The following is a 26,848-nucleotide window of genomic DNA, read 5'->3' on the forward strand; positions in this document are numbered from 1 at the left end:
AGCATACTCAAAGAATATTGGAGGACAAAATGATCAATCAACCAAATTCAGTTGATCAACCAATCCTGACGAACCAAGAAAAAATGGTCAAAGGCTCAGCTTGGATGACAGCTAGTAATATTATCTCCCGCATGTTAGGGGCGATTTACATCATCCCCTGGTACGCTTGGATGGGCGAGCACGGAAACGAAGCGAACAGTTTGTTTTCAATGGGGTATACGATTTATGCCTTATTCCTAATGATCTCTACCGCCGGAATTCCAGGTGCGATTGCCAAGCAGACCTCGCATTATAATTCATTGAACGAATATAAAATTAGTCGACAGCTTTTTTATCGTGCCTTACAACTAATGGGTGGCTTAGGTGTGGTTTTTGCTATTGTGATGTATTTGGCATCTCCGGCATTAGCAGCTTTGTCTGGCGGAGGTCCTGAATTAGTTCCAACAATGCGTTCATTAAGTTTAGCCGTTTTAGTTTTCCCAAGCATGAGTGTCATTCGCGGTTATTTCCAAGGAAATCAAGAAATGATGCCCTTTGCTTTATCACAAATTGTTGAACAAGTAGCACGAGTTTTTTACATGTTATTAACCGCTTTTATTATCATGAAAGTCTTTGAAGGTAATTACGTTACAGCGGTGACTCAAGCCACTTTTGCGGCATTTATTGGGATGCTCGCAAGTTTTGCGGTTTTAGGTTATTACATGTACAAACAAAAACCATTATTTGATTATTTAGAAGAACACAGCGCCAATGAACATGAAATTGCTCCAAAAGAGTTATTGATTGAAACTTTTAAAGAGGCGATTCCTTTTATCGTAGTTGGCTCAGGGGTGACGGTCTTTAAACTTGTCGATCAGTTTACTTTCTCAAACTTTATGCGTTTGTTTACGGATTATTCAGATACCCAATTACGAGAGCTTTTCGGTATTTTTAATGCCAATCCGGACAAATTAACCATGATTGTCGTGGCTTTAGCGACTTCGATTTCGGCTACTGGATTACCGTTAATTACAGAAGCGGTCACCTTAAAAAATCACCGTGAGTTAGCGCGTTTGATTAGTAATAATTTACAACTTTTTGTGTTTGTAATGTTGCCAGCAACGTTCGGTATGATTGTTTTAGCGCAACCACTATACACTGTTTTTTACATGCCAGATGCTTTAGGCACTTCTTTATTAGTGCAAGCTTGTTACGCTAGTTTATTCTTGGGCTTGTATATGTTAGTGTCAAATATGTTGATGGGGATGTATGAAAATCGTGACGCAATGCGTTATTTAGGAATTGGTTTAGCTGTGAAATTAATCGTGCAATTCCCCGCAATCCGTTTATTTGAAGTTTACGGTCCGTTATTAGCAACGATGATTGGCTTTACGGTTTCTTGCGTATTGATTCTAAGAAGAATTCGTCAAGTGACACGTTTTAATTACAAATTAACCTTACGGCGAACATTGTTAATGTTCTGTATTACAGTCATCATGATGATTATCGCTTTGATTTTCCGTCAGTTCTTGTATCTATTTTTAGATCCAACTAGACGTTTCCAAGCTTTCATTATCGTTGTAATTGTGGCTGCTGCAGGAGGCGCTTTTTATGGCTATTCGGTCTTGAAGATTCGCTTAGCTGATCGTTTATTAGGGAAAAATGCCGCAAAATTACGTGCAAAATTCAATATTAAATAATAGCTGATTGAACTCCTTTCAGCAGATTCTCTTAAGAGACAAGGCTTGAGACATCGATCGATTCGATTTATGTCCCAAGCTATTTTTTTAAAGGAAAGAGGAATGACGATGCGTTTAGATAAATTTTTAGCCGATGTTGGTATCGGTAGTCGTAAAGAAATCAAACAATTGTTAAAGAAAAAAGTCGTTACGGTGAATGGTGACGTCGTAAAAGAAGCCAAAACACAAGTAAATGAAGAAACAGATCAAATTGCCTTGATGGGAGAAATTCTTACGTATCAGAAATTCTTTTATTACATGTTGCATAAACCACAAGGTGTCATTTCTGCGACGGAAGATCAGCGAGATGAAACGGTAATTGACTTGTTAACTGATCAGGATTACCGTGCCGACTTGTTCCCAGTTGGTCGCTTGGATAAAGATACCGAAGGCTTGCTTCTGTTAACAAATGATGGCCAGTTAGCGCATCAATTATTATCGCCTAAAAAGCATGTGGATAAAGAATATTTAGCTGAAGTTGAGGGACTTGTGACAGCGGAAGATTGTCAACTGTTTGCGCAAGGATTTGCCTTGAAAGATGGAGAAATGGTTAAACCAAGTCGCTTAGTCATTGAGACGATCAATGAGGAAGAAGGGACTTCCGTAGTCCGTTTAGTGATTCAAGAGGGAAAATTCCATCAAGTCAAACGGATGTTAGCCACTGTAGGCAAACCTGTGACGTATTTAAAACGATTACGAATGGGCGAACTATGGTTAGATGAAACGTTAGAACTAGGGGAATATCGGCCCTTAACAGAAGCCGAATTGCAACAACTACAACCTAAACAATCATACCTCAATTAAAATAAACGAAAACCCAGCACTTTCTGCGGAAAAGATAAAAATTTTCTCGAAAAATAGTGTCGGGTTTCTTTCTTTTTCTGCATAAAATGGTATGATTGACTATGTAGAACTTTATGAATAGGAGTGACAACAAATGACAATTGATTGGACAAAAGAAGTCGAAGCACGTAAAGACGACTTATTAGAAGATTTACAAAACTTATTACGGATCAACAGTGAACGTGATGATGCACGAGCAACACCTGAAGCGCCCTTTGGACCTGGGCCAGTTGCTGGCTTAAAACACATGTTAGCGTATGGTGAACGTGATGGCTTTACGGTGAAAAATGTCGACAATTACGCTGGACACATTGAATATGGTGAAGGCGACGAAACGTTAGGGATTTTTGGTCATATGGACGTTGTTCCTGCTGGTGATGGTTGGGAAACAGATCCTTATGAACCAGTCATTAAAGATGGCAAAATTTATGCACGTGGTGCAAGCGATGATAAAGGCCCAAGTATGGCTGCTTATTACGCAATGAAAATTATCAAAGAATTAGGCTTACCCGTGTCTAAAAAAATTCGTTTCGTAGTAGGAAGTGATGAAGAAAGCGGCTGGGGCGATATGGATTACTATTTCCAACATGAAGAAGCACCAGACTTCGGTTTCTCACCAGATGCTGAGTTCCCAATTATTAATGGGGAAAAAGGAAATGTGACTATTCGTTTAACTTTCCGAGGCGGTAACGGCGCTGATTATAAATTAGAAAGCTTCAAATCTGGCTTACGTGAAAACATGGTTCCGGGAACAGCAGATGCTGTTGTAACGGCTGCTTCAGCAGACGAAGCGGCTTCACTAGCTGCTAGCTTTGAAACATTCATCAAACAAGAAGCAAAAATTTCAGGTAACGCAGAACTTTCAGATAAAACAGTGACTTTCCATGTAGTTGGTAAAGGTGCTCACGGTGCTAGCCCACAATCTGGAATTAACGCAGCGACTTTCTTGGCAACTTTCTTAAATGATTACAGCTTTGCAGAAGGCGCATACAGCTTTATTAATACCATTGCTGAATTTATCCATGAAGATTTTTATGGTGAAAAATTAGGCGTGGCTTTTGAAGACGAAAAAATGGGTAAATTGACAATGAACGCTGGGATTGTTAACTTTGATCCAGAAAATCCTGAAAATAGCTTAGTAACATTAAACTTCCGCTATCCAAAAGGAACTTCAGCAGAAGAATTACAAGCAAAAGTTCAAGCAACAGTCGGTGAAACGGTCACTGCAACACAAGGAGATCGCAACCAAGAACCGCATTATGTACCAGTTGATGATCCATTGGTGGCAACGTTACTACAAGTTTACGAAGACCATACAGGCGAAAAAGGCCAAGAACAAATCATTGGTGGCGGTACTTATGGCCGCTTATTAAAACGTGGTGTTGCCTATGGCGCAATGTTCCCTGGCTACACAGACACAATGCACCAAGCCAACGAATTTATGGAATTAGATGACTTATTCCGAGCAGCTGCTATTTATGCAGATGCGATTTATCGTTTAGCGAAGTAAAGTAAAAAAGCTGTTTTCGATTTTCGAAAACAGCTTTTTTTTGCAATTTTTGCCTTTTAAAAACCCAAAATCAGAACCGTCAATTTACTGAAAATTTCTTGCAAATCAAAGGATCCCACGATACGATAAATAGGAGAAAACGCAATGAGTGAAACACTTATTGTTAACTATTTAATCAAAGGACGTGTGAAGATGAACGTAGAAGAATTAGTTCAAAAAGCAAAAGATTTAATTGGAGAAGGCAACGTGGAACATGCGCAACAATTCATTGAAGAACATAAAGATGAATTAGGCGAACACTATCATAAAATTACAGCGATGTTAGCTGATACAACGACCGATGGTTTGTTTGATAAAATTAAAGGATTGTTTCAATAGTCGAAAAAAATCTGAGATAAAAGTGTTTAGCTCCAAGAACCAAGTAGGTACGATGATTTCATCTGTTCATACTTCACAGTGAAACATTGCAACTCTCGCCGTTTAACAGTTTTTGAGCGTGGAGCAAAAATCCAAAGTGATTTTTGTCCCACGCTCTTCTTTTTTTATTTAACTTTTAACCATTGTTTTGGCAACACATACGCAATTGGATTAAAAAGATAATCCGCTCCCCGTTTCACCACAGGCATATTCGTAATAGCTAAAATGAAGAGGGCTAAGAAGAAAAGTGCCAGGATTCGGAAAGTAAACCATTCTTTAAAGAGTGTGTCTAATTGTAAACCACTTTCCAACAGAATAATTAAGGGCATATGCAAAAGATAAGGGTAGAGGGTATCTTTTCCGAGGGCGCTTAAAGGTAACTTTCGTTTCGGCAATAATGCAAACCAAGAAAGAGACACCAATGCTGCAGCAACGTAAAAGAACAGCTGAATGAAACTACTGTATTCAAAGGCCGGACTAATTTCAGCGTAGGAAGCCCAACCAGTTAAGAAACCCCAAAATTTCGTTGCCAATGACCATTGACTATTTACAAATAAAAAGGAGCTTAAAATTACGCCTATCGCTGCCCATTTGACTTTGCGATGATCTAAAAAGGTTTGCAGCTTTTGAATATCCATTAAGTAGCCACAATAAAAGAAAGGGAAGAAGCCCAGAGTCCGTCCTAAAGACAAGAAACCTTCCACAGGCAAATAGCCTGAGGCGCAGCCGATAACAATGATGATTGGCAACATGATTTTCGGCTGAACGCGCTGAAGAAAGATGGTAATTAAGTAGAAACTTGCTAAGGAAAGTAAGTACCAAGGAACGCCCGTTTCGTTCAGTAAATCAAAATTCATTTTATTTGCAAAGGCGAAATTAGCAAGCGTAATCAACAACTTCGCTAAGAGATAAAGCCAAACAAAGGAAAGTAAGCGTAGATATTTTCGTTGTTTAATGGCATGTTTACTAAAGAGTCCAGAGACAAAAATAAAGGCTGGCATATGGAATGAATAGATCCAAAAGTTGATCGTTTCCATGAGTCGTGAAGGAGAAGCTTCACGATCTAAAATATGCCCAAAAATCACTAAGAAAATTAAAAAAAGTTTCACGTTGTCCCATTTATAAATTCGCTTGTCGTTTTCCATAACGATCACTCCTTTTAGTAGAAAACAGTTCACTTTTGTTTAAGGCAGAAGAGGACAATTTTTCCATTCATTGAGTAGATAATTGTAGATACGAACCGGCAGCCGTTAAATGAGCCCCCACATACTTGCGCTTAAAACAAAAAATTAGGCAGGATGTTAGTCTTAAATTATACTGAAAGAGTGACGATCCTCCAAAGATTTTGTTTATTAAGAAGTGAAAGATGCGGTGAAAATAAATGATAAAATTTCAAAATGTTTCAAAAGTATATCAAGAAAATGCCGTTTTGTCCGATGTGAATTTAACAATCCAACAAGGCGAATTTTTTGTATTAGTAGGGCCGAGTGGTAGTGGAAAAACGACGACTTTGAAAATGATTAATCGACTCATTGAGCCAACGACAGGTGAAGTGGCTCTCAATGAACAAGCGGTAACCAACTACCCTTTACGTGAATTACGACTAAAAATTGGCTATGTTCTTCAGCAAATTGCCTTATTTCCTAACTTAACCGTGGCGGAAAATATTGAGTTGATTCCTGAAATGAAAAAATGGCCCAAAGAGCAACGCAGAGAGCGAACCATTGAACTATTGAAAAAAGTTCAGCTGAATCCTGAGGAATATCTGCATCGTAAGCCAGCAGCGCTTTCAGGAGGCGAACAACAACGTATCGGGATTTTACGCGCCATTGCAGCCGAACCAGAAGTGATTTTAATGGATGAACCTTTTAGCGCGCTAGATCCGATTTCAAGACATCATCTTCAACGTTTGGTGAAAGAACTTCATCAGGAATTAGCGAGTACCATTGTTTTTGTGACCCATGATATGAATGAAGCTTTATTGTTAGGGGAGCGCATCTGTATTATGGACGCTGGCAAAATTATTCAAGTCGATACGCCAGAAGCCATTCAAAAACATCCGAAAAATAATTTTGTCGGTCAATTTTTCAAACAATCTTCGCCAGAACTAGCGAACTATTGTGGCGCTGACTTGACTGCATTTTTAGAAGCCGCAGATGAGACGATTGAGCCAGTGCCGACTGTTTTCATGGAAACCAATTTAAAAGAGATTGTCCAACTCATTAATGCACAAGAGAAAGCAAATTTAGTAGAAAAACAACAAGTTTTAGGGTGTATCACCTCAAAAACGATTACTCGTTTTATGGAACAGCTGTTGGAAAGCGAGGGACAGTAGATGCAAGCACTGATTGAAACTTTTTTCGCTCGAAAAGAAGAATATCTGCAAGCGTTAATCGAGCATATGCAATTGTCCTTTATCTCGTTATTATTCGCTGCGTTGATTGCAATTCCTTTAGCCATTTATTTAACGAGTCATCGTAAGTTAGCGGAAAGTCTGTTACAAGTGACTGGGATTTTCCAAACCATCCCTTCTTTAGCCTTGCTAGGCTTACTGATTCCGTTAATTGGTATTGGTCGACCACCGGCAATTGTTGCGCTAGTGATTTATGCCTTATTCCCAATTTTACAAAACACCTATACTGGTTTGACGGAAATTGATCCTTCGTTAGAAGAAGCCGCAGAAGCATTTGGGATGAGTAAAAAAGAAAAACTGTTTAAGTTTGAGTTGCAAATGGCATTACCATTTATTATTTCAGGTATTCGAACGGCTACCGTTTTAATTATTGGTACGGCCACGTTGGCGGCGTTAATTGGAGCAGGTGGTTTAGGGACCTTCATTTTATTAGGAATTGATCGAAATAATTTATCGTTGATTTTTATTGGAGCCCTTTCATCGGCTGCACTAGCAGTCTTATTTAATTATGGAATTCATTGGTTGGAAAAAGCGAATGGGCGGCGACTAATCATTGGCGGTACTATTTTAGGCCTTTTGTTAGGTGGTTCATTTTTCTGGAATCAACAAACTTCTTCAAAGGAAAAACAGCTGACAATTGCTGGCAAATTAGGAGCGGAACCAGATATTATTATTAATATGTATAAAGCCTTAATTGAAGAAAATAGCGACATTCAGGTGACGTTAAAGCCAAACTTTGGCAAGACTACTTTTTTATATAATGCCTTGAAATCAGATGAAATCGATCTTTATCCGGAATTTACAGGAACAGTGATCGAAACCTTTTTAAAAAATCCTCCTCAGCTAGACAATCAACCTCAAGTAGTCTATGAAGCGGCACGCGCTGGCTTGAAAAAACAAGAAAACCTTACTTTGTTGAAACCGATGCGCTATGAAAATACGTATGCCGTCGCAGTTAAGCGCTCATTTGCAAAAGCGCATCAATTAAAAACGATTAGTGATTTACAGAAAATTAGCAATCAGTTGAAAGCAGGTTTTACGTTAGAATTTATTGATCGGCAAGATGGTTATAAGGGATTACAAGAAAAATATCATTTAAATCTGAATGTCCAATCGATGGAACCGGCATTACGCTATCAAGCGATTAATAATGGTGAGGTAAATGTGATTGATGCCTATTCAACGGATAGTGAATTGAAACAATACGATTTAGTAACGTTAGAAGATGATCAAGCACTATTTCCGCCTTATCAAGGAGCACCACTTATTAAAACAGCAACGTTGGAAAAATATCCAGAATTAGCAGAAATATTGAATAAATTGGCAGGAAAAATTAGCGAAGAAGAAATGAGTGAAATGAATTATCAAGTCAATGTGGAGGGGCAGGACCCTAGCATAGTGGCGAAAGACTATTTAAAAGAAAAGAATCTTCTTAAATAAGTATTTTTTACTGAAAAAGACTGGTATATAAACATTTATCCAGTCTTTTTCAGATAAATAAAGAGTTTAATGTGAAAAGTACCTGTATTTTTACTCATTTTTGGATATAATAAAAGAAATGAATGGAGAGGAGTGGTCTATATGAAAAAAGCAGAACGTCAACGTTTGATTAAACAATTAATTATGCAACAAGAAATTGAAACACAAGATGAATTAATCACTCGTTTGGAAGAACTTGGCGTCCGAGCCACTCAAGCGACTGTTTCAAGAGATATCCGTGAAATGAGTATTGTTAAAACACATGGTGCAGATGGTCGTGTCAAATATGCAATTTTTTCTCAAGCACAAGGCACAAGCAGTGAAGAGAAATTACGAGAATCAGTAAAAGATTCAGTTGTTCGAATGGAGCGAGTACAATTTATTGTCATCTTGCATACAGAGATGGGAAATGCCGATGTGGTGAGTAACTTTTTAGATGAAGTAGCTTATCCAGAAGTGGCGGGTACAGTGGCTGGTGCGGATACGATTATTGTGATTACACGTTCAGAAGAGGATGCGGAACACTTTATCGAACGCATCGAAAATATGATTTTTTAAAATTGAAAGCATCAATAGAAGGGAGTTTTTTTTCTTGGTAGAATTGAAAGCGCTACAAAATGGTTCGGATATTCGGGGAATTGCTTTGGATACGGAAGAACAAACTGCAACATTAACCGCAACAGCAGTAGCCGAGATTGCGGTGGGCGTGGTTCGTTGGTTACAGGACAAAAAACAGCTGCCACGAAAGGCACAACAGCGCCTGACAATTGCAATCGGACATGATAGTCGTCTAACGGCGGAGCCGATTAAGCAAGCATTAGTAGATACGTTTCTTTCATTAGGTATTCAGGTGATTGACGTTGGTTTAGCTACGACGCCTGCTATGTTTATGGCTACTCAATTTCCAACGCTTCAATGTGATGCAGCGATTATGATTACAGCTAGCCATTTGCCTTATTACTTTAATGGCTTGAAGTTCTTCACAGCAGAAGGTGGAGCAGAGAAAGAAGATATTCGGTATATTTTATCTCATACTGATCCGCTGACAGCCAATGAAAATGGCACACTGATGAAGCAAGAGTTACTGCCAATTTATGCGGAACATTTGGTGGCAAAAATCCGCCAAGGAATTCATTCGCCCGAAGAGAAACCTTTACAGGGCTTTCGAATTATCGTTGATGCGGGTAATGGGGCTGGGGGCTTCTTTGCGGAGCAGGTTCTTCAAGTTTTGGGCGCTGATACGACGGGATCACAGTTTTTAGAACCAGATGGGCATTTTCCTAATCATGTACCTAATCCAGATAATTCTGAAGCAATGAAAAGTATTCAAACAGCTGTTTTAGCTAATCAGGCAGATTTGGGCATTATTTTTGATACAGATGTAGATCGTTCGGCCGTGGTGGACCAATCAGGTGAGGTACTAAACCGAAATAATTTAATTGCTGTTTTAGCGGCAATCGTTTTAAAAGAAGCGCCTGGTAGTTATATTGTGACAAATTCGCCAACCTCAAGTCATTTAAAAACATTTATTGAAGAAAAAGGCGGCCAACAGATTCGTTATATTTCTGGTTACCGAAATGTCATTAATAAAATGATTGAATTGAATCATGGGGGCTTTCAGACACCGTTAGCCATTGAAACCAGTGGTCATGCAGCGTTTCAAGAAAACTACAATCTGGATGATGGTGCATATGTCGTGGCGAAAATTTTAATGTTGTTACCAGAATTGAAACAAAACAATCAAACGTTAGGTGATCTGATTGCTACGTTGAAGCAACCGGCAGAAACCAACGAATTTCGCTTCAAAATTACTGCGGAGGATGTTACTTGTTATGGGCAACAAGTCTTGCGAGACTTTGAATTGTTTGTAGAAAATCAAGCAGACTTTGCTGTGGACCGTGAAAACCAAGAAGGTGTTCGGGGAAACGTGTCTGGTCAATATGGCAGTGGGTGGTTTTTACTACGCTTAAGTCTGCATGAACCGTTGCTTGTTCTTCAGGTAGAGAATGACCAAAGCGATAAAAATGCGTGTGTCATCGAAAAAATTGCCACTTTTTTACAAAAATACGAGGAAATAGATAGTCAGCAAATAGAAAAATAATCTAGGAAATTAAAGGTGTTCTTATGGAAAATGTTTTAAAAGGAAAACACGTTGGCTTTTCTCATTTTAGAGAAGAATATATCGAACATATTGCAAAACAGCAATGGGATAATGAATTGCTTCGGCATTTGAGCTGGGATGCTTTACATCCGTGGGGGCTTGAAGAATGGAAAGATTTCACAATTAATAAAGGAGAAGATGATCGATTTCTATTTGCTATTTTAGAAAATACGACAGAGGAATTTATTGGTTGGGTTTCGTTGTCTGATGTACAGTTGAAAAATAGAGGGGCCAATTTAGGGATTGCTATTTTACAAAAAGAGCAACGTGGTCAAGGATATGGCTTTGAGGCGGTGTCTTTAATTTGTAAATTTGCTTTTTATGAATTGGGCTTGCACAAAATCAGATTAGCTGTCAATAGTAACAATCAAAAAGCGATTCATGTTTATGAAAAAGTAGGCTTCAAAAAAGAAGGAATTGATAGAGAAGCGTTATTTCAAGATGGCCAATGGTTGGATATCTACAATTACGGAATTTTACAAAAAGAGTGGCTACAAATGATTAAGGCTGAGAGTTAGCTCAGGAACTGTTTAACACCAAGACACTAAGCAAACGCAGATATGCCGTTCTCAGCAGTGAATGTGCGGTAAAATAAAAAAGCAGAAGAAATCGGCGGTTACCGTTCGATTTCTTCTGTTTTTTTACCATAGGCCAGGCGCTGCAGTCACAACGATTTGTTTTTTTGTAAACGGATGGAGTAAATGAAGTTTTGAAGCATGGAGCATTAAACGAGCTGCCTGCGATTTTGGGTTGTATAACGGATCACCAATAATTGGATGCCCTTCGCTAGCTAAATGGACCCGAATTTGGTGCGTCCGACCTGTTTCTAAAACACAGGTAACTGCGGTTTGATTATTAGAAAGAGCTTTGACCACTTGGACATGTGTAATCGCTGAATCCCCTTTTTGAGGATCAATCCGTCGTTTCCGGCGATCATGCCGATCACGACCAATCGGCTGATTGATTGTCTGTTCTTTTTGGTTAAAGTGACCAGCCGCAATCGCTTGATATTGACGGTAAATTTGTTTTGTTTCTAATAAACGCCCTAAAATAGGTAAGACAAAAGGATTTTTAGCAAAGACAATCGCACCACTGGTTTCTTTATCTAATCGATGAACGACATAAGGGACCTGATTTTTCTCGGCTAAATAGGCAGCAACATGATTTAACAAGGTGTCTGTTTCCTGTGGCTGATTTGGATGGGTTTTAATGCCATAAGGTTTATTTACAATCATTAAATGTTCGTCTTCATATAAAACCTTCACACGCGTTGCTTCCCCCAAATGAATAGTGGGACGCACATAATCGGTTTCTTCAAACGTTAAGGTGACACAATCGCCAGCTTGGACTGGAAAATGAAAAGCAGCTGTTTCTCCGTTGATTTTGACATTTTTTCGCGTGCGTAAAAAATGGCGCACTTTTCGAGGGACTAGCCACTCATTTTCTAATAGTTCTTTTACAGTCATTGTTGAAAAATTTTCAGGTAATCTCATTGAATATTCCACCAAATCCCACCTTTCACTGATTCGCTATTTAGTGTAACAAAGCTACTCAAAAGGTCAAGTCAGAACGGAAAAAAAGCTGAAATTTGTTAGAAAGGCAGTTCCTTGAGAGATTCTTAAACAAATTTACATAAAAAACGAAGAAAAGCATGATAGAATAGAGGCTAAATAAAGACTCGTTTCTAAGCGTAAGCAATTATTTACCTCTAGTGAAGGCCATATTTCCTTTGCTACAGCGAAAAGACCATTGAAATTGTTTTTCAAGAATTTTTCATGCTTTAGACCTAGGTCGTACCCACAAGAATATGGTAGACTTAGCCAAGAAACGTAAATAGAGGGAGTACTATGGACAATCTTAAACAATTTTTTAGTAAAGTCGGTGTCGGATTACGTCATTTTTGGACGTGGATAAAGCCTTATTTAATACAATTCCATCAAGCCAGAAAGCGGATTTGGAAAAAGTATCAAATCAATAAAATTTTCTTGTTAATTGGTTTGGTAGTCGCTTTAGGTGCCAGTATTTATTTATTTTACTTAGCCAAGTCCGCAAACGTTGAGACCCTAAAATCGGGGCTAAGTGAATCAACACGCGTTTATGACGAATCAGGAGAGGAAGTCGGAAAATTATTCGGGCAAAAAGGGACTTTTGTGGAACTGGATAATATTTCTCCTTATATTCAAGATGCGGTTATTTCAACTGAAGATCGCGCGTTTTATCAACATAAAGGGTATTCCATCAAAGGGATTGCCCGTGCGGTTGTTGGAAAATTGACCTTCGGGAAAATCGGTGGCGGTGGTGGCGGAAGTACAATTACGCAGCAATTAGCCAAAAATGCTTACTTAACGCAAGAGCAAACGTTAGATAGGAAAGCCAGAGAATTATTCTTAGCGATTGAAATCGAAAAGAAATATTCGAAAAAAGATATCTTAGCAATGTATTTAAATAATTCTTATTTTGGTAATGGTGTCTGGGGCGTGCAAGATGCAGCTCGTAAATATTTTGGCGTGGATGCATCCCAAGTGACAGTGGGGGAAGCCGCAACGCTAGCAGGTATGTTAAAAGGGCCAGGAATCTATAATCCAATTGATTACATTGACAATGCCACAGCGCGACGGAATACCGTTTTACAACTAATGGTTGACAATAAAAAACTATCTCAAGAAGAAGCCAATCAAGAAGCGAGTGTTAACTTAGCGAGTCTATTAAATGACACCTATGTTGGCGACGAAAATAGTTACAAATATCCATATTATTTTGATGCGGTAATTGATGAAGCGGTCAATCGTTATAAATTTAAAGAAGAAGATATTTTAAATAAAGGCTACAAGATTTACACTTCTTTAAATCAGGGGTATCAAGATGCGATGGATGCAACTTATAAAAATGATGCACTATTTCCACCCAATGCAGAAGATGGTGCCATGGTTCAGAGTGGTTCTGTAGCCATTGATCCGAAAACCGGCGGCGTGCAAGCACTGGTGGGCGGTCGAGGGGAACACGTTTATCGAGGCTTTAACTTTGCAACGCAAACAAAACGTTCACCAGGCTCGTCCTTAAAACCAATTTCTGTCTATACACCAGCTTTAGAGGCTGGCTATAAACCAGACTCTGTTTTAGAAGATAAACCACAAGATTACTATCCAGCGCAAAACTATAGCCGCACGTACAGTGGAGAAGTTCCTATGTACCAAGCCTTAGGAGAAAGCTTAAATTTACCAGCGGTATGGTTATTACATCAAATTGGTTTAGATAAAGGCTATGAAAAAACAGAGAAATTTGGCATTCCATTATCAGAAAAAGATCGATATTATGGTTTAGCACTTGGGGGATTACAAACGGGTGTTTCGCCACTAACTATGGCGGGAGCTTATAGTGCCTTTGCCAATGAAGGCTATAAAACTGAAACGCATTTAATTACAAAAATCGTCGACTCAACTGGCGCAATTGTAGTTGATAATACTAAAGTCAAGAAAGAACAAGTCATTACCAAAGATGTTGCAGACGGGATTACAAGTATGTTACTAGGGGTCTTTAGTTCTGGGAGCGGGGTCAACGCACAACCAGCAGGCTACGTAATGGCTGGTAAAACAGGTACGACAGAAACCAACTTCGATAGTAGTAAAACGAACGATCAGTGGGTGATTGGTTATACACCAGAAGTTGTCATTGCTACTTGGTTAGGCTTCCAAGAAACCAGTAAAACCCATTATCTGGAAGGCAGTAGCGCTACGTATGCCTCTCAGGTGTTCAACAGTCAAGCCAGTGGCATCTTGCCACAAGTCAAACAAGCACAATTTCCTGTCGCGGATGCTTATGCCACAGGTGGGAAAGTTGTTGATAGCAACGATAGTTTAACCGGTGGTGCCAATTCTAATTGGCGAGATAACTTAAAAGACTTTGGAAACTCTGTTCAAGATGGCGCTAGCAATTTCGGAGATACATTGAATGAAGTTGGAGGACAAATTAAAGACGGCGCAAAAAAAGTCAAAGACAAGATTGAAGGAATTTTCGGAGGCTTATTAGGAAATTAGTTGGGAAAACTTAAGAGAAATGGTACAATAAAGATGAAACTATTGAGAAAAGAGGGATTCCATTGAGTAACATTTATGATACAGCCAATCAGATTGAACGTGAACTACGTGAGTTAGACGAATTTAAAGCATTACAAGCAGCGTATGAAGAAGTAAAAGCAGACGAAGCAGCTTACACATTGTTTAAAGAATTCCAAGGATTCCAACAAGGACTACAAGAAAAACAAATGCGCGGCGAAGAATTCACGGATGAAGATGCTGAAAAAGCACAAAGCATTGCAATGAAAGTGCAAGAAACAGCAGTTATCAACGAATTAATGCAAAAAGAACAAGCGTTTAGCTTAGTTGTCAATGATTTAAACCGAATTATCATGACTCCTGTGCGTGATATGTATAACGATTAATAAGAAAACCCCAGAGAAGCACTTGCTTCTCTGGGGTTTTCTTATTATTTAATTTTATGAATAGCTAGCTACTCTTGGTAATTTTGAATCGATAATTCTATAAAGTTTGTTAGCCAGTTTCCAAAATTTAAAATGTAAGCATGAGGGCCAATTAAGGTAATTCTAACAAGGTTTCTAGGCAAAAGCTGATATTCAAAACTTTTGTTTTGCTGATTGCTACCGTAAACAGAGTTGAAATGTTTTAGTATTTTATTTTTAACGAATTCAATATCACTTTCTGTGTTAAGTGAGAAAGTCAATGTTACAAGACCTTCATTGTTTTGTGGAACATCTTTCACATAAGATTCGATAGCGGTGTTCTTTACAATGATATCATCTGATTTTCCTAAAAAATCATAAATATCTCGTTCTGAGAAACGCCATTGTCCACCAATTTTTGTTCCTTTTATTTTCCCTTCTTTCAAATAATTCCGAATGGTTCTTGTGGTCACATTTAATTCTTGGGCCAATTGTTCTACAGACAACATATTTAGAAGTCTCCTTTAAATATTTATAATTTTATTAGCGTATTGACTATTTTTTTTATCATGAGAGGTAAAGATGAATATTTTATCTTTGACACATTCTAATAATGTTTCAAAGATTGCTTGACTGGATTCTTCGTCAATATTACTGGTACTCTCGTCTAAAATATAAACATCGGCATCCGCTAAAATAAGTCTTGCGACTGCAATTCTTTGTTTTTCTCCACCAGATAAATTACTGCCGTTTTCAGTTAAAACAGTTTCCCAGTCCTTAGTTTTCAAAATAGGATTAAGAATGCCTGTATTTAAAATAAGTTGTTTTTGTTCATAGGATAGAGGCGTTCCCATACCAATATTTTTTTCTAAAGTTTCTGTGAGTATTGTTGGTTCTTGCGCCAAATAGGCAATTTTGTTTCTCAAGCTTTTATTATTTATTGCATTGATTGGTAAATCGTTAATCATAATTCCTGATGATTCTCGAAACTTTAGTAATAGTTTTAATAAAGATGATTTACCACTTCCAGATTTTCCCGTTAAATAAACTCGATCCCCATTTTGTAGGTTTTCTTGGATCCTGTATTGAAATTGGTTGCCGTCTATCTCGAATGTTGGAAAAAATAACTGGATGCTTGCAATAGCATCTATATCTATGTCACCATCTCTTTCTATATTTTTGTCTAAACTATCTTTTATAAATGTATTTGCTGTTGTTAAAGTATTTAAATCGATAGTAACTTTAGATAATTCACTCAAAGAGGAAAAAAACAAAGGCAAAAGGATACTTAATATAATTAGACTGGAAATGGGCAAGTTATCTGCCGCAATTAACATACTTGTTCGAATATAAACAAAAGTTTGGAAACTTTGATTAATAAAAGAAACAATACTACTAGTGCTTTGAGCGAATTTATTAGTACTAGCTACGGATTGATACATTAAATTGATTTTTTCGTAGAGTAAATTTTCTAATATTTCAGCTGAAATACCGGCTTTAACAGCATCTTGATTTGATAACGTAGAAATTAAATTTTTGTTTGCAACAGCTGCATTTTTTTGCATGTTTTCCATTCGAACTTTTAATTTTTTATTTATATACTTAAATCCAAAATAGTTTAAAGGAATCAATAAAATCATGAATAAAACAATTTCAATAGAAAGATAACTGACCATAAGTAAAGATAAAAGGATAGTGAAAATTGATTTAATTGTCACACTGAAGCTAGATATCAAAAATAAATAAAGTGCATCCACAGCACTAAAAATACGATTAATCAAATAGGTTGGTTCAAGAGTAATGTAAGAGTCATACTTAAGGTGTATCATTTTATTAATTAGAGTAAATAAGTAATTGGAATTGAATCTTGCAGCAAAATTTTCTTTATAAACCATGATAACTAATTGTATTACTAAAGACAATAACATGGCTAAGAAAATATAGATCATTGCCTGTGAATTAAGGTTTTTTTTATTTGTTAGATATTGAATGATAATTGGTGCAATTAAAGAGGTTAATGTGGTGACTATAGCAGTCAAACTAACTAGAAAAACAAATTTTTTATTTTTTTTCATAATCTTTTCCATGATTTGCAACTCCCCTTTCGTACTTAAACACATTGTATATAATTTCATAATAGATATCAATATTTTCGCTGTTTTTCCTAAATTATATTGAATAAAGAGGAAAATATTTGACCTTATGAGGAAAAACATGTATTATTTGAAATATATTTAAGGAGCTGATTATTTAGGAGAGGAGGAATTTTCTATGAAATTTAATAAACCAGAATTGAAAAAAATTGGCAAAACAATTCAATTAGGCTGTATGTGTGGAATCCTTGTAGGTACTGGAACTTAAAAAACAATTTTGAATAAAGAAATGTAACTTAATCAAATTTTTCATTTAATATTACGAAACGATAAATCTTAGCTCCTTAAATTTTCTAACTTTAATTAATAATGTACGCTTAAGTTTAAATGCTCTCAGGTATACAAAGAAGGGAAGGATAATTTTTGTTAAAATTTTATTTTTATAGAAACAAGGTTATAGTACATAATCCAATTATTAGTAGTTGGATTGGTATAGAAGAAAATGAACTTCCTATTCTCGAAAAATATCTAAAAACTAGAGATAGACATGATATCTCAAAAGACTTATTAAGAAAAATAGAATTGTATAGAATCTTTGATTTCACTGACTTGGAAGTAGATGAGAATTTTCATAAATTAATAGAAAATTTCTCTATTCCACGCACGGTATATATTGTTGTAACCGAAGAATGTAATTTAAAATGTACCTATTGTTATGCTGAAGCAGGTCCAGGTAAAAAGCTACGTAGAGAATTAGATTACGAAGAGTATGATAAGATTTTTAAACAGTTAAAGGTAGCTGGAGTAAAAAAAATTGTTTTTACAGGTGGAGAAGTTGGTTTAAAAAAGAACTTCTATAAGATATTAGATAATGCATATAAAAAAGGATTTATCTGCAACTTAATATCCAATGGTAGAGTAGCCTATAACATCAAACAAGCTAAGTTTTTATCTGAACGTTGTTACAAAATTACAATCAGTTTAGACTCTTTAAATGAAAATAACAATGATGACAATAGAGGAAGAGGATGCTTTAAAGTTGCTACAAAGGCTTTAGAGAATCTAATAAAACTTAACTTTAAAAATTTAGCCATTAATCAAACAATTACTAAAAATAATATTGCTGACATTGATACAATGGTTACCTTTGCAAAATCTCATAAAATAAACTTAAATATTGGAACTTTTTGTAAATTGGGTAGAGGATTTGACGATATTTCTCTTACAAAAGATGAAAGAAAAGAGATTGATCGGATTGCGATGAAATACAAGAAAGCTTTAAATCCATTTACAATTAAAGTTCATTGTGGTCAAGGTATCGGAGAATTTTCAATTGATCCCATGGGAAATGTCTATACTTGTAAGTTATTGGATCAGAAAGATTTTTACTTAGGGAATGTTAGAGCCGAACCGCTAGACTATATTTTTAAGAATAAAAAAATTGATCACTTCTCTTATTCGTCCCTTGGCATGGAGCCATGTAAAAATTGTTCATTCAAACTGCTTTGTGGAGGCTCGTGTAGAGCAAATCATTATTATTCAAAGTCAAAGGATGATTCTTCGAATGTAATCAATAATGAGGAATGCAAAATAATCAAAGGAATGATTTTGGAACAAATGTATCAATTTGTATATGGAGGTAAAGAGCATGCTTAGTATTAATGAAAAAATTAATTATGAAGACAAAGGAGAGTTTTTAGTTATATCATTAAATGAGGATGGCTTTATGCTTGAAGATAAAACTTCAATATTTATTTTTCATAGAATCGAAGCTAAAAAATTTAAGAATATTGATGAAGCTGTGTCTAGGTTATCTAAAGAATTTGATACAGATAATCAAAATATGTATATAGTAAGAGAACAAATTAAGGCATTTATAGAAGAGCTATTGAAATATGATGTGGTGGTGATGAGGCAATGAGGTTTGTTGCAGAAGGAGTATCTATGTTGCCAACATATAAAGAGGGAGATATTTTAATAGCACAATGTAGTAACTTTGAAATAAGTACAGGTAAAATTGTTGTAATAAAAAGTCTATACAACAACTTTTTTGCACATAGAGTAGTCAGTATAGGAGAAGGTCTAGCCATATGTAAAGGAGATAATTTTAAATATTTTGATCCCCCTGTAAGAACTAATTCAATTGTAGGCGTGATAGAGGATCAGGCGGATAACAGCTACGTGAAAGAGAAGATAAAAATAAGAGCAATATATAGTAATGAAAAAATTAGTGACAATTTTAATATCTTGGTTCTTTCTAAAAATCTATTGAGAGAGATACATTTAGAAAATTTGGTGAACTTTGAGGTACCTGTTGATTCAGAAGAATCCTGTATTTATTATAGATATTTAAGTAATAATTTACCTAAAAATCAAAATGATTTTTTTAATAAATTTGATTCAATATTCAGTATTTGAACTTATAGAAAGGACTACTTTAGTACCTGTTTTTAGAGTAATCCTAAATTTGAAATCATTTATAAAAATTTTCACTTATTATTCTTACCAATTATAGCTATTTTACTTTTATGAATATAAGAAGAAACGGACAATCTAAATACTTGCTTTTTCGACAGAATCAGTTAACCTGATTCTTTTTTTATTGAAAAAACGAACAAATTTTCGTATGTTTTTACTGACCAAGCTGGCAGAAAATGATATGATAAAGGGAGGAGAAAAGGAGGGGAAACGATGAAACTATTGCATACAGCTGATTTACACATGGATCGGTCTTTTGAAGGGTTAACTGGGATCCCGACAGCCTTAGCGAAGCGCTTAAGAGAAGCTAATCAACAATTGTTAATGAATATCGTAACAGTTGCCATTCGAGAAGCGGTGGACTTGGTTATTTTTGCAGGAGATACGTTTCATCAAAGTCAGACCTCTATTTCAATGCAAGCCCAATTGATGGCTGCATTAGAACAGTTGAAACAAGCAGAAATCCCTGTGATTCTAACATTTGGGAATCATGATTACTATAAAAAAGACCGCTATTGGTTTTCTTTTCCAGACAATGTTTTTTTATTTGAAAAAGAAATGGTTGAGACACTGTATTTTGAAACGAGAGCGGGCGAACAAGTGGCTGTTTCGGGGTTTAGTTATGAGCATCCCTGGATTGATGAAAATAAAGCACTAGAATTTCCTATCAAACAAGCAGAATCTGATATTCATATTGGGATTTATCATGGAGACACCAGTCGGAAAGCGCAACAAAATTATGCTCCGTTTACATGGAAGGATTTAAAAGCCACTGGCTATAATTATTGGGCATTGGGCCACATTCATCAGCCGCAAATTGTTAGTGAACAACCGCTAATTGTTTATCCTGGAACACCTCAAGGGCACACGAAAAAAGAACAGTCTTTACAAGGGGTTGCAGTGGTCACACTTTCCCAAAATCAAGCGACTGTTCAATTTGAAAAAGTCGCAGAAATAGATTGGACGAATGAAGAAGTATCTCTTGCGCAATGCCGTGACACCCAAAGCGTTTTGTCTTATCTTGAAACCAGTTTGCTGACGAAATGGCATGCGCATCAGCAACAGCAATTGATGGCGTTGACACTGAAAGAAACGCAACATTTGGATGTGACCGTGGTGCAAGCCATTGTCAATGGTGAACTATTAAGCTACTTACAGCAGCAGCTTTTACAAAAAACGCAAGGTGATTTTTTTGTTTATCGCCTAATATTGCAAGCAGAGGAACCAACGAAAGAACCGATCTATTTAGTCGCTAGTCCCAATTTATTAACGGCATTAGAAAAAACATACTTAGATCCAGTTATTTTTGAAGATACCACCAAGGAATTGTTACGTTATCCAGAATTTGCTGGAATTTTTTCAATGGATGAGCAGTGGCGATTAGAGAGCTTGCGCCTAGCACATGAGCAAATTAATGAAGACTTTACTATTCAGGAGGACCCACTATGAAATTACTTGCAGTAGAGATTGTGGGCTTTGGAAAATGGCAACAACAGAAAATTACATTTGAATCTGGTAATCAATTGCTGTACGGCGCAAATGAAGTTGGCAAGTCCACATTGTATCAATTCATTCAAGCAATGCTGTTTGGGTTTCCCACAAAGGGCAAAAGAAAACGCGATTACGCACCTAAAAATGGTGGCTCGTATGGTGGTCGTTTGTGGTTGGCACATCCTGTGTTTGGGGAAGTTCAAGTCGAGCGTTTTAAAGAAAAAAATAAAGGGCAAGCAATCATTTATTATCAACAACAAATGGGGGATGAAAAAACCTTACAGCAAATGTTACATCCGCTAACGAAAAAGTTATTTCAAGAGGTTTTTACTTTCCAACAAGAACAATTAATTACGAGTGACAAGTTGACAGAAGAGGAACTGCAAACATCCTTGTTAGCCATTGGTGTTTCTGGTAGTCAACAACTTTTGACTTACCGAAATGCGTACTTTAAAGAAGCACAAAAAATCTTTAAAGGCAAAGGGCAGCAGCCATTACTCAATCAGAAGTTGGCGGCTTATCAAGAACTAAAAGAGCAAATTCAAGAGAAAGAAGCGCAGCAACAAACTTTTCAACAATTAGAAGAAACGATTCGCGAAACAGAACAACAGCGAGTGACACTGCAACAGCAATTAAAAGAAACGCAACAGGACTTGTTACAGGTTGCGGAACAGCAACGTCACTTTCCCTTGTACGAAGAATGGCAGTCGCTACCTGAAGAAACAGAGAACGTTGTTTTAGTAAAAGAAGACCAAGTTCAATTAGAAGAAACCTTTCAAGAATATATGTACCTAGATAAAGAACGACAACGTTTGACCAAAGAGTTATCTCTTCAGTCAGAAGCGCTCGATGTTCCAGAAGGCTATGCTTTTTACCTAGAACAAGAAGCATTGATTCAACAATTGTTGAATCAACGCTATGATATGCAACAATTGATGACGGAATCGGAATGGATGACCCAAACCTTTGATCAAAATCGTCAAGAAATGGTCCTTTTAGAGAACGAATGGTCATGGTCGCCTGAACGACCACCACAGCTTTTTTATGACAACGAAACCGTTCAAAAGTGGCGCCAACAACAAGTTGCGTATACGCAAGCTCTTCAAAAAGGACAAGAACAGAAAGCATTCTTGGCTTCTCAAATTGAAAATCTGGAAGACCAGTTAACGGATTTTGAAAAAGAGCATGCCGCATTTTTTGGTGAAGCGACGCGTGCCCAAAAAGCGCAGAAAACAAGTCAACCACTTTGGTTATTGCTAGGAAGTATCCTTGCATTACTCGGTTTCTTTTTGCCGAGCCCTTTAAAATGGGGCCTAGTTCTCGTGGGAGTTAGTCTTATCGCAAAAGAAGTGCTTAGCTACGCCACTAGAAAAGAAGCTTCCTCTGATGAAGTGAAAGAAGAGTGGCAGACGAAACTTTCGCAACTAGATTATTTAAATGAACAGTTCCAACAAGCGCTGAATCAAGAACGTGAGGCACAACTGCAAGTGGAACAACTTGAACAAGCAGTAGCGGAGCAAGCCCAAGTCCATCAATTAGGAAAAATGAATCAAATTGATACTTTAATGAATCAGCGGGAATTGATTACGCGCTATTTATTGCTTGTTCAAACAAATGAAGAACTCATGAGTCAATTGAAGGAAAATCAACAAAAACGCCAAGGATTTGAAGAACAAGTCTTCCCATTGATGACGCATTTACCCTTGCAAGGAAAGAGCCTTTCCGAAAAGTTACACTTTTTAGAAGGATTTGCTGAAGAAATGGAGAAGGTTCGCTTTGCTCAAGAGTATCAAGCAGATGGCTATCTCAAACAGCAGTTACGAGAGTTGAAAACTAAACAGCAAGAAGCATTAACACGAATTCAGCCTTTACTAATTCGTTATCGGATTCTATCAATCGCTGATGTTCCAAGTAGGATTCAACAGCTGACCACTCAGCAAGCTCAAGTTGGTCGTGGGCAAGAATTAGCGACACAATTAGGCAATCTGTTTCCAGAAGCGGTAACAGAAGCAACGTTAAAAGACCGTTCTTTACAACTGGCGCAGCAACAAGCACTGGAAGAAAGTCAGTTAAATAAAATACAAGAACAGTATCAAGCGTTGATTTATGAAAAACAACAATTAATGACGGATGGTACCTTAGATGAGTTGTATCAACGACAAGCAATTTTAAAAGCGGAAATCAAAGAACTAGCTCAACGTTGGTCTGGGTATCAACTAGCGGGACAACTGTTAATGGACCTATTAACAGAGCTTTCGGAACAACAATTGCCCAGCTTATTACAGTATGCATCAAGCTACTTTGCACTTTTAACAAATCAGCGTTATCAATCAATCCAAGTAGCCGAAGGTCAACTAGTTGCGTTGACGAAAGAACAAGAAATGTTTTATTTACATGAATTATCAACTGGCACTAAAGATCAATTGATGATGGCTGTTCGTTTTGCCTTTTTAGCAGTCCAAGGCGAGCAACTGATTTGTCCAATTATCATTGATGATGGCTGGTTACACTATGATCATCAAAGAAAAGCCCAATTAGCTGAATTATTTACTAAATTTGGTCAAAAACAGCAAGTCATTTGTTTTTCTTCTGACCAAGAAATGGTAAGCTATTATCAGGACTTACAACAAAGAGTAATTGCGTTAGAAGGAGGAAGCGTCAAGTGAAAAAATTACGTGAATTAACAGTAGAAGAACTTTTTGAATCATTTGTTCTAATTAAAAATGCCGATGTGCGTGTAGCTAAAAATGGGAAAAAGTTTATTGCCTTTACCTTTCAAGATACATCTGGTACGATTGACGGAAAATATTGGGACGCCTCTGAGGATGAAATTACACGATTTACTGCGGGAAACGTTGTTTTACTGAATGGGAAACGAGAAGTTTATCAAAATAAACCCCAAGTAAAAATTTTACACATGCGTTTAGCGACAGCAGAGGAACCAAGCCAGCCAAGTTTATATATGGAACGAGCGCCTTTGAAAAAAGAAGAGATGGTCGAGGAAATCAATCAAGTGATTTTTGAAATTACCAATGCTCATTGGAATCGTATTGTGCGCTATCTCATGACGAAATACCAACAAGAATTTTATGAATTTCCTGCAGCCAAACGGAACCATCATGCTTTTGCGAATGGCTTAGCTTACCACACTGTCTCAATGTTGCGCCTAGGCAAAGCAATTGCTAAGGAATATCCTGAAATTAACACGTCACTATTATACGCGGGGATTATTTTACATGACTTAGGAAAAGTTTTAGAATTATCTGGTGCTATTACGACAGAATATACGGTGGCAGGGAACTTAATTGGTCATTTAGTTTTGGTGGATGAGGAAATTACCAAGGCGTGTTTGGCTTTGAAAATTGATGATCGAGAAGAAGACGTTGTCGTTCTTCGGCACATGGTCTTAGCCCACCATGGATTGTTGGAATATGGCTCACCTGTGCGACCAAGAATTATGGAAGCGGAAATCTTACATCAAATTGATACCATGGATGCGTCCATTCAAATGATGCTAGGGGCAATTCGTCAAACACAGCCTGGGGAGTATACGGAACGAATCTTTGGTTTAGATAACCGCAGTTTCTATGTTCCAAAAGATAAATAAAAAAAGGGAGTGGTCAATCGACCACTCTCTTTTTTATGCTTATTTAGAAGAAGATTCTGTTGTTTTGCTTGAAGAATCTGTTGCTTTTTCAGAGTCGCTTGTTTTGGTATCGCTTGTTTTAGAATCACTTGATTTTGATTCTTTTTTCTCTGAAGAAGCGCTTGAAGATTCAGTTTGCATGTAGCCTGCTAAAGCGTTCTTGAAGGCATCATCTTTAATTTTCACATTGGCCGCTTTTAATTCGTCACTAATGACTTTCGAAACAAATGTTTGATCGGCTAATTTTGTTTCTTCAGCAATTTTCTTGATCTCTTTTTCATAAGGTTTCATGTCATTGCCTTTTGCTTTGTTTTTCGTCATTTTCACTACATAGTAAGTTGTTTGGTACGTTTGTGCGTTTGTTGCAGCAATTGGTTCTGATACTTCGCCATCTTTTAGTTTGAAGGCAGCTTCTTTAACTTCGGCAGGAACAGTTGTTGATTGTGAATCAAATTTAATTTTACCGCCGTCTTTTTTCGTTGCAGCATCGGTTGATTTGTCTTTGGCAATTTTTGCGAAATCGCCGCCGTCAGTGATTTCTTTCTTGACAGCTTTGGCATCATCTTCTGAAGCAACTTGGATAATTTGTGCTTCTACTTCTGGATGGAAGCTTGCCCAAGCTGTTTTTAAGTCTTCATCTGTAATTTTTAAATGATCTTTCAAACCTACTTGCATTGCTTCGGCTTGTTTTAATTGCTTCTTGAATGATTTTTCAGTTAACCCAGCTTGTGTTAGTGCATCAGAGAATTTTCCACCTTGCGCTTCCACTTGTTTTTTAGCATCATCAAATTTCTTTTGAATGGCTTTATCAGTTACTTTGTCGCCATATTTTTCATCAAAGACTTTATAAATAACCATTTGGCTAAACGCTTGTTGGCTCGTACTTTGTTCTTTAATTTGGTTATAAAAATCATCAACAGTAATTGTTGAACCTTTCATTGTTGCGATATCTTTTGAACCGCTTGAACACGCTGCTAAACTAAAAACGGCCATTGCGCCCGCTGCAGCTAAGATTAGTTTTTTCTTCATTCTCTTATGCACTCCTGTTTTTTTTAGTTTTATTTCTGTTATAACTATACCATACCTTATTTTGAAAAAGAAAGAGTCTCAGGCATAGTTTCAAACAAAATTCGTATTTACGTCACACTTTTTATTTTTTTAATAACAAAAGAAATAATTAACATAAAAGACTTTACTTTTGCTTGTTGGTTTGTGTGTCAGGTAATTCAGCCGTGATTTTGGCAATTTGTTCTTTAATTTGAGCAATCCGAGGTTCCGCTTGGAATTTGAAATCAGTGATTTCTTGTTGCAGGTCTTTTGAAAATTCAGTTGCCAGTGGAACGTTTTCTTCGACAACTGCCAAATTTCGTTGCACTTGATCCCAGTCATTCGTGACTTGATTTTTTAGTGAACGATAGTCCTCTAGCTCATTGATTAAATGTTGGCGTGTTTCTTTCCCGCTTCTTGGAGCAGCCAACAAGCCGCCAATGGTACCAGCAGCTGCGCCAAAAAAGAGACCTTTAATAAATTTTTTCATTTAGTTCACCTGCTTTGCAATGGTCTCAGCAATTTCTTGCATCGCTTCGGCGGAATAGTCCTCTTGATGGTTGCCAAAATGAATAGAGAAATCATCTTCTTTTGAATAACGGGGAATCAAATGAACGTGGGAATGGAAAACGGATTGATAAGCCACTTCCTTATTGTTATTTAAAATGTTTAATCCTTCCATTTCTGGAAAAGCTTTTTCTAATGCTCGTGCTACTTTAGGAATACGAGCAAAGACGTCGCTTGCTAAAACGTCATTATATTCAAAAATATCAGCAACGTGTTGTTTTGGAATCATTAAGGTATGCCCTTTGGTCACTTGTGTAATGTCTAAAAACGCGTAGACTTTCTCGTCTTCATAGACTTTATAACTTGGGATTTCGCCGTTGATAATTTTACAAAAAATACAATCATTCATGAAAAATTCCTCTTTTCTCTAGGTTCTTTCCTTTACTTTACCACAAGTTGATTTCTCTGTGGATGAAAAAGTACGTGAGTTCGCTAAAAAGTTCGTTTCATTTCGTGTATAATAAGAGAAAGAAAAAAATCCATTTAATTAAGGGAGTAATTTTTGAATTCTTGGTTCGCTTAGGGTTTA

The 26,848-nt window shown here is 36.9% G+C and carries 24 protein-coding genes; 17 read left to right on the plus strand and 7 right to left on the minus strand.

Features of this window, described 5'->3' with window-relative positions; all coding sequences use genetic code 11:
• Positions 1-29 precede the first annotated feature (29 nt).
• From IGJ41_RS02340 to IGJ41_RS02355, 4 genes are all read left to right on the plus strand, one after another.
• Complete coding sequence (locus IGJ41_RS02340) at positions 30-1,679, plus strand: putative polysaccharide biosynthesis protein (RefSeq protein WP_002364837.1); 1,650 nt, start codon at positions 30-32, stop codon at positions 1,677-1,679.
• Between the two features lie 108 nt (positions 1,680-1,787).
• Positions 1,788-2,522 carry a pseudouridine synthase gene (locus IGJ41_RS02345; RefSeq protein ID WP_002355501.1) on the plus strand — a complete coding sequence of 245 codons (735 nt, stop codon included), beginning with the start codon at positions 1,788-1,790 and terminating at the stop codon, positions 2,520-2,522.
• 133 nt (positions 2,523-2,655) lie between these two features.
• A complete protein-coding gene (gene pepV / locus IGJ41_RS02350; protein WP_010774448.1) occupies positions 2,656-4,071 on the plus strand; it encodes a dipeptidase PepV in 1,416 nt (471 codons plus the stop codon).
• Positions 4,072-4,215: 144 nt separating this feature from the next.
• Positions 4,216-4,449, plus strand: coding sequence for a hypothetical protein (locus IGJ41_RS02355; protein ID WP_002355504.1), 234 nt, complete (start codon positions 4,216-4,218; stop codon positions 4,447-4,449).
• Positions 4,450-4,613: 164 nt separating this feature from the next.
• Here IGJ41_RS02355 and IGJ41_RS02360 read toward each other — a convergent pair whose 3' ends face one another.
• A complete protein-coding gene (locus tag IGJ41_RS02360) occupies positions 4,614-5,633 on the minus strand; it encodes an acyltransferase family protein (protein ID WP_002355505.1) in 1,020 nt (339 codons plus the stop codon).
• Positions 5,634-5,869: 236 nt separating this feature from the next.
• Between IGJ41_RS02360 and IGJ41_RS02365 the strand changes: the two genes are divergently transcribed.
• The 5 genes from IGJ41_RS02365 (at position 5,870) to IGJ41_RS02385 (ending at position 11,059) form a co-directional block, all read left to right on the plus strand.
• Positions 5,870-6,823, plus strand: a complete 954-nt coding sequence (locus IGJ41_RS02365) for an ABC transporter ATP-binding protein (protein ID WP_002367993.1) — start codon at positions 5,870-5,872, stop codon at positions 6,821-6,823.
• Entirely contained in the window at positions 6,824-8,341 is a 1,518-nt protein-coding gene (locus IGJ41_RS02370) for an ABC transporter permease/substrate-binding protein (protein ID WP_002364825.1), read from the plus strand. It begins immediately after the preceding gene.
• A gap of 141 nt (positions 8,342-8,482) precedes the next feature.
• Complete coding sequence (argR, locus tag IGJ41_RS02375) at positions 8,483-8,938, plus strand: arginine repressor (RefSeq protein WP_002355509.1); 456 nt, start codon at positions 8,483-8,485, stop codon at positions 8,936-8,938.
• Positions 8,939-8,972: 34 nt separating this feature from the next.
• A complete protein-coding gene (locus IGJ41_RS02380) occupies positions 8,973-10,481 on the plus strand; it encodes a phosphoglucomutase (protein ID WP_010711998.1) in 1,509 nt (502 codons plus the stop codon).
• A gap of 23 nt (positions 10,482-10,504) precedes the next feature.
• On the plus strand, positions 10,505-11,059 hold the full coding sequence (locus IGJ41_RS02385; protein WP_002398141.1) for a GNAT family N-acetyltransferase: 555 nt from the start codon (positions 10,505-10,507) through the stop codon (positions 11,057-11,059).
• Between the two features lie 123 nt (positions 11,060-11,182).
• Here the strand turns inward: IGJ41_RS02385 and IGJ41_RS02390 are convergent, their stop codons facing one another.
• A complete protein-coding gene (locus IGJ41_RS02390; RefSeq protein WP_308660018.1) occupies positions 11,183-12,046 on the minus strand; it encodes an RluA family pseudouridine synthase in 864 nt (287 codons plus the stop codon).
• Positions 12,047-12,388: 342 nt separating this feature from the next.
• On the opposite strand from IGJ41_RS02390, the gene IGJ41_RS02395 reads away from it, so the two are divergent.
• Both IGJ41_RS02395 and IGJ41_RS02400 read left to right on the plus strand, forming a co-directional pair.
• On the plus strand, positions 12,389-14,575 hold the full coding sequence (locus IGJ41_RS02395; protein ID WP_104855962.1) for a PBP1A family penicillin-binding protein: 2,187 nt from the start codon (positions 12,389-12,391) through the stop codon (positions 14,573-14,575).
• Positions 14,576-14,637: 62 nt separating this feature from the next.
• A complete protein-coding gene (locus tag IGJ41_RS02400; RefSeq protein WP_231437669.1) occupies positions 14,638-14,979 on the plus strand; it encodes a YlbF family regulator in 342 nt (113 codons plus the stop codon).
• Between the two features lie 68 nt (positions 14,980-15,047).
• On the opposite strand, the gene IGJ41_RS02405 is transcribed toward IGJ41_RS02400, so the two are convergent.
• Both IGJ41_RS02405 and IGJ41_RS02410 read right to left on the minus strand, forming a co-directional pair.
• A complete protein-coding gene (locus tag IGJ41_RS02405; protein ID WP_002368000.1) occupies positions 15,048-15,506 on the minus strand; it encodes a helix-turn-helix domain-containing protein in 459 nt (152 codons plus the stop codon).
• A gap of 15 nt (positions 15,507-15,521) precedes the next feature.
• Positions 15,522-17,084, minus strand: a complete 1,563-nt coding sequence (locus IGJ41_RS02410) for an ATP-binding cassette domain-containing protein (RefSeq protein ID WP_033624304.1) — start codon at positions 17,082-17,084, stop codon at positions 15,522-15,524.
• A gap of 429 nt (positions 17,085-17,513) precedes the next feature.
• Here IGJ41_RS02410 and IGJ41_RS02415 point away from each other — a divergent pair, with 429 nt between their 5' ends.
• The 6 genes from IGJ41_RS02415 (at position 17,514) to IGJ41_RS02440 (ending at position 24,666) form a co-directional block, all read left to right on the plus strand.
• A complete protein-coding gene (locus IGJ41_RS02415; protein WP_010774499.1) occupies positions 17,514-18,746 on the plus strand; it encodes a radical SAM/SPASM domain-containing protein in 1,233 nt (410 codons plus the stop codon).
• Positions 18,739-19,011 carry a hypothetical protein gene (locus IGJ41_RS02420; RefSeq protein ID WP_002368006.1) on the plus strand — a complete coding sequence of 91 codons (273 nt, stop codon included), beginning with the start codon at positions 18,739-18,741 and terminating at the stop codon, positions 19,009-19,011. The genes IGJ41_RS02415 and IGJ41_RS02420 overlap by 8 nt, the downstream gene beginning before the upstream one ends.
• Positions 19,008-19,508 (plus strand): S24/S26 family peptidase, encoded by a 501-nt coding sequence (locus IGJ41_RS02425; RefSeq protein WP_086281282.1) that lies wholly within the window; start codon positions 19,008-19,010, stop codon positions 19,506-19,508. Before IGJ41_RS02420 ends, IGJ41_RS02425 begins: the two co-directional genes overlap by 4 nt.
• Positions 19,509-19,781: 273 nt before the next feature.
• Positions 19,782-21,017: a DNA repair exonuclease gene (locus IGJ41_RS02430; RefSeq protein ID WP_153854115.1), complete on the plus strand. Its 1,236-nt coding sequence runs from the start codon at positions 19,782-19,784 to the stop codon at positions 21,015-21,017.
• Positions 21,014-23,725, plus strand: a complete 2,712-nt coding sequence (locus IGJ41_RS02435; protein WP_173963805.1) for an ATP-binding protein — start codon at positions 21,014-21,016, stop codon at positions 23,723-23,725. The genes IGJ41_RS02430 and IGJ41_RS02435 overlap by 4 nt, the downstream gene beginning before the upstream one ends.
• A complete protein-coding gene (locus tag IGJ41_RS02440) occupies positions 23,722-24,666 on the plus strand; it encodes a 3'-5' exoribonuclease YhaM family protein (protein ID WP_002355522.1) in 945 nt (314 codons plus the stop codon). Before IGJ41_RS02435 ends, IGJ41_RS02440 begins: the two co-directional genes overlap by 4 nt.
• A gap of 39 nt (positions 24,667-24,705) precedes the next feature.
• Here the strand turns inward: IGJ41_RS02440 and IGJ41_RS02445 are convergent, their stop codons facing one another.
• The 3 genes from IGJ41_RS02445 to IGJ41_RS02455 form a co-directional block, all read right to left on the minus strand.
• Complete coding sequence (locus IGJ41_RS02445; RefSeq protein WP_104855782.1) at positions 24,706-25,734, minus strand: peptidylprolyl isomerase; 1,029 nt, start codon at positions 25,732-25,734, stop codon at positions 24,706-24,708.
• 163 nt (positions 25,735-25,897) lie between these two features.
• On the minus strand, positions 25,898-26,242 hold the full coding sequence (locus IGJ41_RS02450) for a YtxH domain-containing protein (protein WP_002355526.1): 345 nt from the start codon (positions 26,240-26,242) through the stop codon (positions 25,898-25,900).
• Positions 26,243-26,668: an HIT family protein gene (locus IGJ41_RS02455; protein ID WP_002355527.1), complete on the minus strand. Its 426-nt coding sequence runs from the start codon at positions 26,666-26,668 to the stop codon at positions 26,243-26,245.
• Positions 26,669-26,848: the final 180 nt, after the last annotated feature.

Origin of the sequence: Enterococcus sp. DIV1537a (assembly GCF_051712085.1) — a bacterium.
Classification (GTDB): domain Bacteria; phylum Bacillota; class Bacilli; order Lactobacillales; family Enterococcaceae; genus Enterococcus; species Enterococcus faecalis.